The sequence below is a fragment of the Stenotrophomonas sp. STEN020 genome, from assembly GCF_056760195.1.
The window spans coordinates 39,053-51,996 of record NZ_JBRREI010000034.1 but is presented as its reverse complement, the minus strand read 5'-3'; the positions used below and the strand labels follow the sequence as shown (position 1 = coordinate 51,996).

Below are 12,944 nucleotides of genomic sequence, written 5' to 3'. Positions count from 1 at the left end.
ATAAGGGAGGGAGCAAAGCCTATGCTGCGCATAAGGGAGGGAGCAAAGCCTATGCTGCGCATAAGGGAGGGAGCAAAGCCTATGCTGCGCATAAGGGAGGGAGCAAAGCCTATGCTGCGCATAAGGGAGGGAGCAAAGCCTGCGCTGCGCGCAAGGGAGGAGGCGTATTACGTCCCTTCAGCCAAGCGCGCCAGTTCATCCACCTGATGCTCGTGCTGCAGGCGTGCGATCAGGTCGTCCAAGCCGCCTTCGATGATGTTGGGTAGGTCGTACAGGGTCAGGCCTTCGACGCGGTGGTCGGTGATGCGGCCCTGCGGGAAGCTGTAGGTGCGGATGCGCTGGCTACGGTCACCGCTGCCTACCTGCAACCGGCGCGACTCGGCCTGGGCTGCGGCCTGCTTGCTGCGCTCGGCATCCAGTAGTTGCGCTTTCAGGCGCTTCATCGCCTTGTCGCGGTTGGCGTGTTGGCTGCGCTCGGTCTGGCATTCCACCACCACGCCGGTGGGGATGTGGGTGATGCGGATCGCCGACTCGGTCTTGTTGACGTGCTGGCCACCGGCGCCGGAGGAGCGGTAGGTGTCCACGCGCAGGTCGGCAGGGTTGATCACCACGTCTTCGACATCGTCGGCTTCGGGGATGATCGCCACCGTCGCTGCCGAGGTGTGGATGCGGCCCTGCGATTCGGTGGCCGGCACGCGCTGCACGCGGTGGGTTCCGGATTCGAACTTCAGCTTGGAATAGGCGCCGCGGCCAACCACCCGCGCTACCACTTCCTTGTAGCCGCCGTGTTCGCCGGGGTTGTCGGATTCGATTTCCACCTTCCAGCCCTGGCGCTCGGCATAGCGGGCGTACATGCGGAACAGGTCGCCGGCGAAAATCGCTGCTTCGTCGCCGCCGGTGCCAGCGCGCACTTCCAGGAACAGATTGCCTTCGTCGCGCGGATCGCGCGGTACCAACAGCAGTGCCAGTTCCTCGTCCAATGCCTGTAGACGGGCCTGGGCGGTGCTGATTTCTTCCTCGGCCAGTTCGCGCAGTTCCGGGTCGTTGCGCATGGCTTCGGCCGAGGCCAGGTCTTCCAGCGCACGGGTTTCGTTCGCCAATGCAGTGGCGATGGGTTCCAGTTGCGAGAACTCGCGGGAAAAGTTGCGGAAGCGCTCGTTGTCAGCGACCACATCCGGGTCGGAAAGCAGGCGTTCCAGTTCTTCTCGGCGCTCGGCCAGTGCCAGCAGCTTACGGCGCAGGGTCGGCGTCATCATTCCTCGCAGCGGGGTGGTGATACCCGGGCGTGGCCGGGAACAGGCGCTCGGCGGCGCGGGTGAGATCGGTATCGCCATCCTGCGCGGCTTGGCGCAGGGCGGCGGTGGGCGGATGCAGCAGGCGGTTGGTCAGGCCGTGCGCCAGCTGCTCCAGTACTTCGTCAGGCAGTTTGCCATGGGCCAGCTGTTGCCGGGCCTTGGCCAGCAATTCGGCGCGGGTGGCCTCGCCGAACGCGCGCAGCTGCCGGATGGGTGCCTGCAGGCGAGCTGCGCGCAGGTTTTCCAGGTAGCGGGTGACCTGCAGGTCGATGATGGATTCGGCCTCGGCGGCGGCCTCGCGGCGGCCGCGGCGGTTTTCTTCCACGGCCCGTTCCAGATCATCCACGGTGTACAGGTAGGCGTCGGCCAGCTTGCCAACCTCGGCTTCGATATCGCGTGGCACGGCCAGGTCGAACAGCAGCATCGGCTTGTGTCGGCGCAGGCGCAGTGCGCTGGCGACCTGGCGGTGCAGAATCACCGGTTCGCGCGCGGCGGTGGCCGAGAACACCACGTCGGCTTCGCCCAGATGGTGCTCCAGCTCGGTCAAGGGCAGCGCCACGCCGCCGTGGCGGCTGGCCAGGTCCTGCGCATTGGCCAAGGTGCGGTTGGCGATCAGCAGCCGCTTCACCTTGGCATCGCTGAGGTGCTTGGCGACCAGTTCCATGGTTTCGCCGGCACCGACCAGCAGCACGGTGGACTCGTCCATGCGCGCAAACGAGTCCTGCGCCAGCCGCACGGCGGTGGAGGCCACCGAGATTGGGTTGGCGCCGACGCGGGTGTCGGTGCGGGCTCGCTTGGCCACGGAGAAGGTCTGCTGGAACAACCGGTCCAATTGTTGCCCGATTGCGCCGCTGTCGTGGGCCAGCGCCCAGGCATCTTTTACCTGGCCCAGGATCTGCGGCTCACCCAGCACCATCGAATCCAGCCCGGTGGCGACCCGGAACAGGTGGCGTACGGCCTCGCCATCGCTGTGCTGGTAGAGATAGCCCTGCAGGCTGCCGGCGTGGTGTTCCAGCCAATGGCTCAGGGCCTTGCTGTCCTCGGCAACGGCATACAGCTCGGTGCGGTTGCAGGTGGACAGCAGCACTGCTTCGGCCAGTTGTGGGGTCTGCCGTAATGAATCCATCGCGCGCGGCAGGGCGTCTCCGCCAAAGGCAGCGCGTTCGCGCAGTTCTACCGGCGCAGTCTGGTGATTCAGTCCGAGCACCCACAGGGTCATCTGTTCAGTTGCTTGCGATAAGCTGCTGGCTGTTGAAGGCCGCCATTTTACGGCCCGGTTGCGCCAGATGCCCGTATTCAATCGCATATGCACCGTTCTGTTGCTTTCCCTGCCGGTTTTTCCGGTGCTGGCGGCCCCGGTTGCGCCAGTCCGGGCGCCATTGGCGGCTGAAGGCCTGCCGCTGACCCCTGTGCTGGCCGGCGAGTTCTCGCTGCAGGCCGGCAAGCTGCCCGATGCCGCCCGCTGGTACCTGCAGGCCGCCCAGGAAGCCAAGGGTGACGTGGGTCTGGCCGAACGCGCCACCCGCATCGCCATGCTGGCCGATGACGCCGACCGCGCCGAGCAGGCGCTGGCCCTATGGGCACAGCGCGACCCCGGCTCGGTAGCGGTGCGCGGCACCCGTGGTGCGCTGGCCATGCGCAATGGCGATGCCAAGCTGGCTCGCAAGGAGTTGTTGGCGGTGCTGCGTTCACCTGAACCACGGGCCTGGCGCTATGCGCTGCTGGCGCTGGCCACCGGTGGCCGCGACCCGGCGGTGCCGGCACAGGTGCTGGGCATGCTGGTGGACGCCAATGCGATCCCCAACGATCTGGAAGCCTGGCAGGAATTCGGCCGGCTGGCCCTGCGCATGGAAAGCCCCGAACTGTCGAGGCGGATGGTGGGCGAGGTGGTGCGGCGCTTCCCGGATGAGCCGCGGGTGGCGTTGCTGCATGCCTCCCAGCTCAACCAAGCCGGCAAGAAGGACGAGGCGCTGACCCTGCTCAAGGGCATCGAGCCCAAGGCGGAGAAAGACGACGAGCTGCGCGGTGCGCTGGCCATCGCCTATGACACGCTGGGTGAAACCGCTGCCGCCGAACATGTGCTGTCGGTAGGTGAGCAGAACCTGCAGAGCTGGGGCATGCGTGCCTCGCTGCTGGCCAAGCAGAAGGACGATGTGGCGCTGCTGGCGCTGTATCAGGACATCGCGGCCAAGGCCAGCAAGCCAGATCCGGACCAGCGGCTGTTGCTGGGCAAGATCGCCGAATACCTGAAGCGCTACCAGGAGGCCGTGGATTGGTATCACGGCGTGCCGGGTGGCGAGCATCGTGGTGAGGCGCAGTTGCGTGCGGTCAATGCGCTGCACCTGATGGGTGACAAGGCGCGCGCCGCCAAGGAAGTGCAGGCGGTGCAGGCCGATGCCTCGTTGGACGACGATGTGCGCCGCGACGCCTATCTGCTCGAGTCCGAGCTGCAGCTGCGCGACGGCCAGACCAAGGCCGAATTCGATGTACTGGCGCGTGGCTTGGCTGCGTTCCCGGATGACAGTGCCTTGCTCTACGCCCGTGCGCTGGCCTGGGAGCGCAATGACAATGTGCCGCGCGCCGAGGCTGACCTGCGCAAGGTGCTGGTGGCCGAGCCCGAGAACGTGGCGGCGCTGAACGCGCTGGGCTACACCCTGGCCGACCGCACCCAGCGCTACCAGGAGGCGTTGGAGCTGATTGACCGTGCGCGCGTGGCCGAGCCGGACAATGCCGCCATCGTCGACAGCTATGGCTGGGTGCTATATCGCCTGGGTCGCAACGATGAGGCGCTGGTACATCTGCGTCGCGCCTGGACCTTGAACAAGGACCCGGAAATCGCTGCGCACGTAGGCGAAGTGCTGTGGGTGCTGGGACAGAAAGATGAAGCCCGGCGCTACTTCGAAGAAGCCCGCAAGCTGGATCCGGACAACCGCGCGCTGCAGCGTGCGATCGAAAAGTTGGGTGTATGAACGTAATGATGTGGCGGGCGCCGTTGGCGCTGCTGGTAGTGGGGGCGCTCGCGGCCTGTGGTTCGGTGCCCAAGCGTCAGGCGGCGCCGGTAGCGGCTGAGGTGGCACAGGTGTCGGCGCAGGCGCAGGCAGCGGAACAGCAACGGCAGGCTGCGCTGCAGGCACAGCCGAACTGGTCATTCCAGGGCCGGGTGGCGATCAGCAAGGGGCGTAACGGCGGCAATGGCCGGATCGATTGGCTGCAGCAGGGGCCGTCCTATCAGGTCAGTCTGGCCGCGCCTGTTACCCGCCAGAGCTGGCAGCTCAGCGGCGGTGAACCGGGGCAGGCGGTGCGCCTGGACGGCCTTGAAGGCGGTCCGCGCACGGCCGATGACGCTGGCCAGCTGCTGTTGCAGGCCACTGGTTGGGAGATCCCAGTCGCCCAGCTGGCTGAGTGGGTGCGTGGCCTGCCGAGCGCCGGTGCCAGCCCGGAACACCTTGGTTTCGACGCCGAGGGCCGGCCACGGGTGCTGCGCCAGCAGGGCTGGCAGGTTGATTATCTGGACTGGTATCCGGCCGAAGCAGGACGTCCGTCGCTGCCGCGCCGGATCGAGGCGGTCAATGGCGATGCCAAGGTTCGTCTGATCGTGGATGAATGGGGTGCGGGCGCGCCATGATTGCCGTTGTTGATGCTGCGGGTTGGTCGTACTGGCCGGCCCCGGCCAAGTTGAACCTGTTTCTGCATATCACCGGGCGGCGCGCTGACGGCTACCACGCCTTGCAGACCGTATTCCGGTTGCTGGATTGGGGTGATCGCATCGGTCTGCGCCTGCGTGAAGACGGGCAGGTGCGTCGCGACGGGCCGTCCGTGGCAGGCGTTGCAGAAGCCGATGATCTGGTGGTTCGTGCGGCTATCGCGCTTAAAAATGCCACCAATTGCGCCCAAGGTGTCGATATCCGAGTTGAAAAGCGGATTCCGGCCGGCGGCGGCTTCGGTGGCGGTTCATCCGATGCGGCAACCGTGCTAGTGGCGCTGAATGCGCTCTGGGGCACCGGGCTGGACGAGGACGCATTGGCAGCCCTTGGTGTCGGTCTGGGCGCCGATGTGCCGGTATTTGTGCGCGGGCGCAGCGCTTGGGCCGAAGGGGTGGGCGAATTGCTGACGCCGATAGAATTGCCGGAAGCATGGTATTTGCTGGTGGATCCGGGTGTTCACGTGCCCACGGCTGAACTTTTTCGTTCACAGCATTTGACGCGGGATGCCAAGCCCGTGAAAATAGCGGACTTCGCTTCCGGGACCGTCCTCGGAAATGCGTTCGAGCCGGTACTACGGCGCCAGGAACCTGCCATCGAGGCGACGTTCCAGGCCTTGTCAGGTATTGGTCGGGCACGACTCACGGGGTCGGGAAGCGGTTGTTTCGTCGAGTTCGCTACGCGCGCTGCTGCAGAGCAGGCCTTGGCGGAATTGCCGCCGCAACTGCGAGCTTGGGTAGCTGCGGGTGTTGATCGCTCGCCACTGCTTGATGCGCTGGAAACGACGGGAATTGTTTGATGCAGGGGCGTCGCCAAGAGGCCCAAGGCACCAGGTTTTGATCCTGGCATTCGTAGGTTCGAATCCTACCGCCCCTGCCACACACTCCCAACGCTGTAAGCGCAATGGATGTGCGCCTGCCACACCCGCGCCATCGCCGCAGTAACCACGTTTCTTTTGCTACTCGCCCCCGCCCGAGAGAGCTGTCATGCAAGATTCCCCGAACCTGCTGGTCTTTTCCGGCAATGCCAATAAACACCTTGCGCAGAGCATCTGCAAGGAACTCGGGGTAAGACCGGGCAAGGCACTGGTTTCCAAGTTTTCCGATGGTGAAGTGCAGGTCGAGATCCAGGAGAACGTGCGTAAGCAGGACGTTTTCGTGGTTCAGTCCACCGGCGCTCCAAGTGCCGAAAACCTGATGGAACTGCTGGTGATCATCGACGCGCTCAAGCGCGCGAGCGCCGCCTCCGTCACTGCGGTGGTGCCGTACTTCGGCTACGCTCGCCAGGATCGTCGCATGCGTTCCTCGCGCGTGCCGATCACCGCAAAGGTTGCTGCAAAGATGTTCTCGGCTGTGCACACCGACCAGATCCTCACGGTCGATCTGCACGCCGATCAGATCCAGGGTTTCTTCGACATGCCGGTCGATAACGTCTATGCGTCGCCGCTGTTGCTGGCCGACATCTGGCGCGTCTATGGCACCGACAACCTGATCGTGGTCAGCCCGGACGTAGGTGGCGTGGTACGCGCCCGCGCCGTGGCAAAGCGCCTGGATGATGCCGACCTGGCCATCATCGACAAGCGCCGCCCGCGTGCCAATGTTGCCACCGTGATGAACATCATCGGTGACGTTGAAGGCAAGACCTGCGTGATGGTCGACGACATCGTCGACACCGCCGGCACCCTGTGTGCTGCCGCAGCCGCCCTCAAGGCGCGCGGAGCACTCAAGGTTGCCGCGTACTGCACCCACGCCGTGCTCTCGGGCCCGGCGGTGGACAATTTGAACAACTCCCAGCTCGATGAGCTGGTGGTGACCGACACGATTCCGCTTTCCGAAGTGGCTCGCGTCTGTCCCAAGATCCGCCAGATCAGCGTGGCCGAAATGCTGGCCGAGACGATGCGCCGCATCGCCTTCGGTGAGTCGGTCAGCTCGATGTACGTGGATTGATGGATCCGGTCCCCGGCTTGCCGGGGATCATCACGGGCTCTTCTGGTCGCGGAAGAGTCTTTACGCAACGCCGCGAGGCGATGCAACAACCTAGAGTAGTCAACAATGGCAAAGTCCCACGAAATCAAAGTCGCCCGTCGTGACGTGCAAGGTCAGGGTGCGAGCCGCCGCCTGCGTCACGAAGGCGTGGTCCCGGGTATCGTTTACGGTGGTAACAAGGAGCCGGTGAAGGTCCAGTTCAACCACAACGAAATCTGGCTGGCCCAGTTCAACGATTGGTTCTACTCGTCGATCATCGACCTGAACCTCGACGGCACCATCCACAAGGTGCTGCTGCGTGACATGCAGCGTCACCCGTACAAGCAGCTGGTCATGCACCTGGATTTCCAGCGCGTGAACGAAAATGAAGTGCTGCACGCTTCGGTCCCGCTGACCTTCATCAACGAAGACACCTCGCCGGCTGGCAAGGCTGCCGACGTGCTGGTCACCCACGAACTGAAGGAAGTGGCGATTGCCTGCTTGCCGAAGGACCTGCCGGAGTCGATCGAAGTCGACCTGGGCGAGCTGAAGGCTGGCGACATCATCTACCTGTCGGGCCTGAAGCTGCCGGCTGGCGTTGAAATCCCGGCACTGAAGCTGGGCAAGGGCCATGACGACGCCGTTGTCATCGCCAAGACTGCCGCTGCAGAAGAAGCAGCAGCCGAGTAATCGGCTATGTTGCGCCCGCTCTCCGGAGCGGGCGCAGCAGATGCATCTGACAGATGACTGGATTGCGATTGATCGTTGGTCTCGGTAACCCCGGACCCGAACACGCCCGAACCCGGCACAACGCTGGGTTTCATTTCGTTGAGGCCCTGGCAGAGCGGCAGGGTGCGCGCTGGGCGCTGGAAAGCAAATTGTTTGGCGAAGTCGCCAAGGTCGAGATTGCTGGGCAGCCGGTATGGCTGTTGAAGCCGGCCACGTATATGAATCTCGCCGGTAAATCGGTCACCGCCGCGCAGCGGTTCTGGAAGATCGAGCCGGAAGAAACCCTGCTTGCACACGACGAACTGGACATGCCGCCCGGCGTGGCCCGGCTCAAGTTCGACGGTGGTCATGGCGGCCAGAACGGCCTGCGTGACACCATCCGTCTGCTCGGTCATGGCAAGTTCCATCGCCTGCGTCTTGGCATCGGCCATCCCGGTCACAAGGACCGCGTGGTGGGTTGGGTTCTGGGCCGTCCGTCGCCAGATGACGCGGTGCTGATGGCGCAGGCCATCGATGCGGCCATCGACGTGATGCCGTTGGCGGTAGCTGGCGATTTCAGCGAAGCAATGAAGCGGTTGCACACAAGCGGCAAGTAGGGAATGGGGAATGGGGAATCGGAAGGCTGCGCGCTTTCCAATTCTCCATTCCCGATTCTCCATTCCCGAGGGACAGATCCATGGGTATCAAATGCGGCATCGTCGGTCTGCCCAATGTCGGCAAGTCGACCCTGTTCAATGCGCTGACCAAGGCGGGTATCGCTGCGGCCAACTTCCCGTTCTGCACGATCGAGCCGAACACCGGTGTGGTGCCGGTGCCGGACCCGCGCCTTGATGCGCTGGCGGCCATCGTCAAGCCGGAGCGGGTGATCCCGACCACGATGGAGTTCGTCGACATCGCCGGTCTGGTCGCTGGCGCCTCCAAGGGTGAAGGCCTGGGCAACAAGTTCCTGGCGCATATCCGCGAGACCGACGCCATCGCCCACGTCGTGCGCTGCTTCGAAGATGGCAACGTCATCCACGTGGCCAACAAGGTCGATCCGATCGCCGATATCGAAACCATCGATACCGAGCTGGCATTGGCCGACCTGGAATCCGTGTTGAAGGCACTGGATCGCGCTACCCGCGCAGCCAAGGCCAATGACAAGGAAGCGCTGGCCCGCAAGCCGGTGCTGGAAAAGCTCGCCTCGGCGCTGGATCAGGGCAAGTCGGCGCGTGCCGCCGGCCTCGATGCCGACGAGAAGGCGCTGATCCGTGACATGTTCCTGATCACGCTGAAGCCGTTGATGTACATCGCCAACGTTGCTGAAGACGGTTTCGAGAACAACCCGCTGCTGGACGTGGTGCGTGCCCGCGCTGAAGCCGAAGGTGCCGAAGTGGTGCCGGTGTGTGCGGCCATCGAAGAAGAAATGGCGCAGTTGGATGACGCCGACCGCGATGAGTTCCTCAAGGACCTCGGTCTGGAAGAGCCCGGCCTGAACCGCGTGATCCGCGCCGGCTACAAGCTGCTTGGCCTGCAGACCTACTTCACCGCAGGCGTGAAGGAAGTCCGCGCATGGCAGCTGCGTGCCGGTTCGACCGCGCCGCAGGCAGCAGGCGTGATCCATACCGACTTCGAGCGTGGCTTCATCCGCGCCGAAACCATCAGCTACGAGGACTTCATCAACCTCAAGGGTGAGCAGGGCGCCAAGGAAGCCGGCCGCCTGCGCCTGGAAGGCAAGGACTACATCGTCAAGGAAGGCGACGTGCTGCATTTCCGCTTCAACGTCTGATTCCTTGGATGTTGCAGTACAAACAAGGCCCCGCAATGCGGGGCCTTGTTGTATGTGTGGTTTGTTGTGTGGTCAAAATTTGATCACTATTTTGAAAGCCTTGCAGCGCAAGGCCTGCGCTCAGTTGTCCACAGCCTTCTCCATCCATTGCACACAGTTGCTGTGGAGCATTCCTGTGCGCAACAGAGTTGCTTGTGGGAGCGGCGTAAGCCGCGAAGCTGGCCTTCTTGAAGCTCCAAGCGCCTATGCAACCTGACGATGCATGAGCTTCACGGCTGACGCCGCTCCCAGAAAATGGGGTGGTCCGAATTTGTAGGAGCGGCGTCAGCCGCGAAGCTGACATTCCTGCAGCCGCGGGAGCCTGTGTCGCCTGATGATGTACGTGCTTCGCGGCTTACGCCGCTCCTACAAAAAGCCGCACGCCTTCGTCATAGTGCATTGGCTATAAATTCACCACTATTTTGAAAGCCTTGCAGCACAAGCCCTGCACGCAGTTGTCCACAGCCTTCTCCATTCATTGCACACAGCGGCTGTGGAGAAGAATCGGCTGGGTGCAGTCCGGGTACTGCCGACTGCTCGTGCCGCCAGGGCCTGCACAAACAACAAGGCCCGCCAGTGGCGGGCCTTGTTGGCAGTACAAGCGAGCAGGCCTTACAGCGCCTTGCCGCCCAGCTTCCAGGTGAGCTGCACGTAGTAGCTGCGGCCCATGCTGTCGAACCATGAGGTGTCGTAGTACGGGTAGTTCGACCAGGTCGGGTCCTTCGGCGGCATCTTGTCGAACAGGTTGTTGATCGACACGGATACGCGCAGATGGTCGGTGATGTCGTAGCGCGCGCCGGCGTTGAAGCGCCAGGTTGCTTCGGTCCATGCATCGTTGTCGTAGTTGGCAACCCGGCCCAGATAGCTGCCGAACAGACTGGCACCCCACGCCCCCTTGTCCCAGCTCACGCCCAGGTTGGACTTCACCCGCGGCAGGGTGGTGGCGCTGAAGCTGACATCGAGCATGTCTTCCTTCGGGTCGCCCGGGAACTGCTGGCGGGTGTGGCGATGGGTCCAGTTGTACTGGCCGGTGAAGCTGAAATCACCCGCGTTCGCAGTCTGCAGACGATAGTTGGCGGCAACGTCGATGCCCGAGGTTTCCTCGTTGGCGATGTTGATCGGGCCGAAATGTACGCTGGTGATGTTGCCATCGCCGTCGCGGATCACGCGTGCCAATGCATCCACGCAGGTAGGCGAGTTGATGTCGACCGCTGCGCCACTGTCGGTGCTGCCCAGGCGGCAGTTGGCTTCGGTGATGCGCAGCAGCTCGCGGTCCTGCGTCTGCACCTGGTTCTCGATCTGGATCTTGTAGTAATCCACCGCCAGATCGAAATTGGCTACGGGCGACCAGACAAAGCCGGCTGAGAACGACTTGCTGGTTTCCTCATCCAGGTTCATGTTGCCGCTGTAGACATCGAAGGTGCTGCCGTCATAGCTGCCGTCGTCGTAGCAGTAGCCATCGGTGACGCCCGGCTCGGCGGTGCGGCACTGGAAGTAATCGGTGGCAGCGCGGGTGCGGTAGTAGTCGTTTCCGGCAAACAGGTAGTGCATGTCCGGTGCACGGAAGCCGGTGCCGTAGGAGCTGCGCAGCAACAAGGTATCCAGCGGGCGCCACTCCAGGCCGGCGCTGTAGGTGAACTTGCCCGGGTTCTTGTTGCCGTAGCTGTAGCGGTCATAGCGCCCGGCCACGCTTGCCTGCAGAGTCGAGGCAAGTGGCACGCGCAATTCGCCGGCCGCACTCCAGTGGTCGCGGTCGCCATGGCCATCGCCGTAGCGCGGGCCGTAATAAGCGTCTTCGGTCAGTGCCAGTGGATCGGGGTTGATCTTATAGGACTGCTTGCCGTATTCCACGGCGCCTGCGAAGCCGACATCGCCAGCGGGCATAGAGAACAGCGAGGAGTTGTCTACCGTGAAGCTGAGGTTGTCGTTCTTGGCTTCGGGGCGGAAGGTGGACATTGCCGCGATCGAGGCAAACTCGGCCTGGGTCAGGGGCGTGAACAGACGTGCCGGATCCGGGGTGTAGATCGCGATGCCGTCATCGTCATAGCCCTGCAGCTCGCCCAAGAACAGGCGATTGGCTGCAGCCGCCTTGATACGCGGCATTTTGACGTCGGCCTTGTACTGGGAGTGGTTGTAGGCGCCTTCCCAGTTCCATTCCTCGCCGATCATGCCCTTCAGGCCAGTGGTCACCGCAAATGTCTTCTGGGTGGTGGTGTTCATGCGGTTGCGCAGGCCGCCCACTTCTTCCGGGGTGAACTGGCGCGCCCAGTTTTCGTAGCGCTCGGTAGTGGCGTTGTAGAAGATCTTGTTGCGGTAATTGCCGGTCGAGTTCGGGTCATGAAACTCCCAGCCCATATGGTCGCTGGCCACATCGTTGCCGTTGGTGCCGGTCAGCAGCTTGACCTTCTGTTGGCCCAGCTGGACATCGGCAAACCAGGACAGAGCGTCATTGAAGCGGTACTCGAACGAGCCATAGGCGTTGAAGCCTTTGCGCTCGTTCTGGATGGTGCGATAGGCAATGGCGCGCTCGCTGCCGCAATACGGGCCGAGGTCGTTCTCGGCGAGCACGGTGGTGCCGCCGTTGAGGCCGGCCATTGCGGCGCAGCCGTCAGCCGGTGCGATGTTTTCGTCGTCGTCCCAGTTCTGCAGCTGTGCGATCAGGCGCGGCAGGCGGCGTTCCTCAGCCGGCGAGTCCAGCGTCGAATCCTGCACACTGCGATCGGTGCCCCACAGTGGGCGCTTGTCGATCAGCTCAACGCCGACAATGCCGCTGAACTTCTCCCGCTCAAAGCCAGTGGTGATCGTCAAGTTATGCGATGAACCACCGCCGCGGCTGGTATCGCCAAAGCGGTAGTCGAAAGTGGTGCCGTCGGTGGATTTCTTCAGGATGAAGTTGATGACGCCGGCCATGGCGTCGGAGCCGTACACGGCCGATGCGCTGCCGGTCAGTACTTCAATCCGATCAATCATGCCCAGCGGGATATTGCCGACGTCGGTGAAGTTGCTGCGGCCATTGAGCGGCAGCGGGAAGTCAGCGATGCGACGGCCGTTGACCAGTACAAGGGTGTGATTCGGCCCCAAGCCGCGCAGGTCGACTGCCTGCGCGCCAGGGGTGGACTGAGCGCCCGTGGTGTTCTGCTGTCCCTGGGTGCTGCCGCTGTTCTGGCTCAGCGAGCGCAAGACGTCCGGAACCGAGGTGAAACCAGCGGACTTGATCTGCTCGGCGGTCACCACGGTGACCGGCGCTGGGCCTTCCACCTGGGCGCGCGGGATGCGCGAGCCGGTGACCTGCACCGTGTCGAGTTGTTGCGGTTGGCCTTGGGTGGCGGTCTGCGCCAGGGCGGGGGCGGCCATAGACAGCAGGGCCAGTTGGATTGAACACACCATCGCGTGCTTACGCATGAATCAGCTCTCTGATGAAAATATCCGGTTTTGTCCCGTCGGCATG

Annotated in this window: 10 protein-coding genes and 1 tRNA gene; 8 read left to right on the top strand and 3 right to left on the bottom strand. The window is 63.5% G+C overall.

Going from position 1 to position 12,944, the window contains the following annotated elements; genetic code table 11:
• Positions 1–167: 167 nt before the first annotated feature.
• Complete coding sequence (prfA, locus tag ACVOLZ_RS14680) at positions 168–1,253, bottom strand: peptide chain release factor 1 (protein ID WP_481516767.1); 1,086 nt, start codon at positions 1,251–1,253, stop codon at positions 168–170.
• On the bottom strand, positions 1,231–2,514 hold the full coding sequence (gene hemA / locus ACVOLZ_RS14675; RefSeq protein ID WP_481516766.1) for a glutamyl-tRNA reductase: 1,284 nt from the start codon (positions 2,512–2,514) through the stop codon (positions 1,231–1,233). Before hemA ends, prfA begins: the two co-directional genes overlap by 23 nt.
• Before the next feature lie 67 nt (positions 2,515–2,581).
• On the opposite strand from hemA, the gene ACVOLZ_RS14670 reads away from it, so the two are divergent.
• The 8 genes from ACVOLZ_RS14670 to ychF all read left to right on the top strand — a co-directional run bounded on the left by ACVOLZ_RS14670 (position 2,582) and on the right by ychF (position 9,457).
• Positions 2,582–4,264 carry a tetratricopeptide repeat protein gene (locus ACVOLZ_RS14670; RefSeq protein WP_481516765.1) on the top strand — a complete coding sequence of 561 codons (1,683 nt, stop codon included), beginning with the start codon at positions 2,582–2,584 and terminating at the stop codon, positions 4,262–4,264.
• Positions 4,261–4,920, top strand: coding sequence for a lipoprotein insertase outer membrane protein LolB (gene lolB / locus ACVOLZ_RS14665; RefSeq protein ID WP_481516764.1), 660 nt, complete (start codon positions 4,261–4,263; stop codon positions 4,918–4,920). Before ACVOLZ_RS14670 ends, lolB begins: the two co-directional genes overlap by 4 nt.
• Entirely contained in the window at positions 4,917–5,795 is an 879-nt protein-coding gene (ispE, locus tag ACVOLZ_RS14660) for a 4-(cytidine 5'-diphospho)-2-C-methyl-D-erythritol kinase (protein WP_481516763.1), read from the top strand. The genes lolB and ispE overlap by 4 nt, the downstream gene beginning before the upstream one ends.
• 3 nt (positions 5,796–5,798) lie before the next feature.
• Positions 5,799–5,875, top strand: a tRNA-Gln gene (locus tag ACVOLZ_RS14655).
• Between the two features lie 107 nt (positions 5,876–5,982).
• Entirely contained in the window at positions 5,983–6,942 is a 960-nt protein-coding gene (locus tag ACVOLZ_RS14650) for a ribose-phosphate diphosphokinase (RefSeq protein WP_346498821.1), read from the top strand.
• A gap of 105 nt (positions 6,943–7,047) precedes the next feature.
• Complete coding sequence (locus ACVOLZ_RS14645) at positions 7,048–7,650, top strand: 50S ribosomal protein L25/general stress protein Ctc (protein ID WP_481516762.1); 603 nt, start codon at positions 7,048–7,050, stop codon at positions 7,648–7,650.
• A gap of 53 nt (positions 7,651–7,703) precedes the next feature.
• Positions 7,704–8,285, top strand: a complete 582-nt coding sequence (pth, locus tag ACVOLZ_RS14640) for an aminoacyl-tRNA hydrolase (protein WP_481516761.1) — start codon at positions 7,704–7,706, stop codon at positions 8,283–8,285.
• An 80-nt stretch (positions 8,286–8,365) separates the two neighbouring features.
• On the top strand, positions 8,366–9,457 hold the full coding sequence (ychF, locus tag ACVOLZ_RS14635; RefSeq protein ID WP_481513051.1) for a redox-regulated ATPase YchF: 1,092 nt from the start codon (positions 8,366–8,368) through the stop codon (positions 9,455–9,457).
• Positions 9,458–10,108: 651 nt separating this feature from the next.
• Here ychF and ACVOLZ_RS14630 read toward each other — a convergent pair.
• Entirely contained in the window at positions 10,109–12,898 is a 2,790-nt protein-coding gene (locus ACVOLZ_RS14630; RefSeq protein WP_481516760.1) for a TonB-dependent receptor plug domain-containing protein, read from the bottom strand.
• Positions 12,899–12,944: the final 46 nt, after the last annotated feature.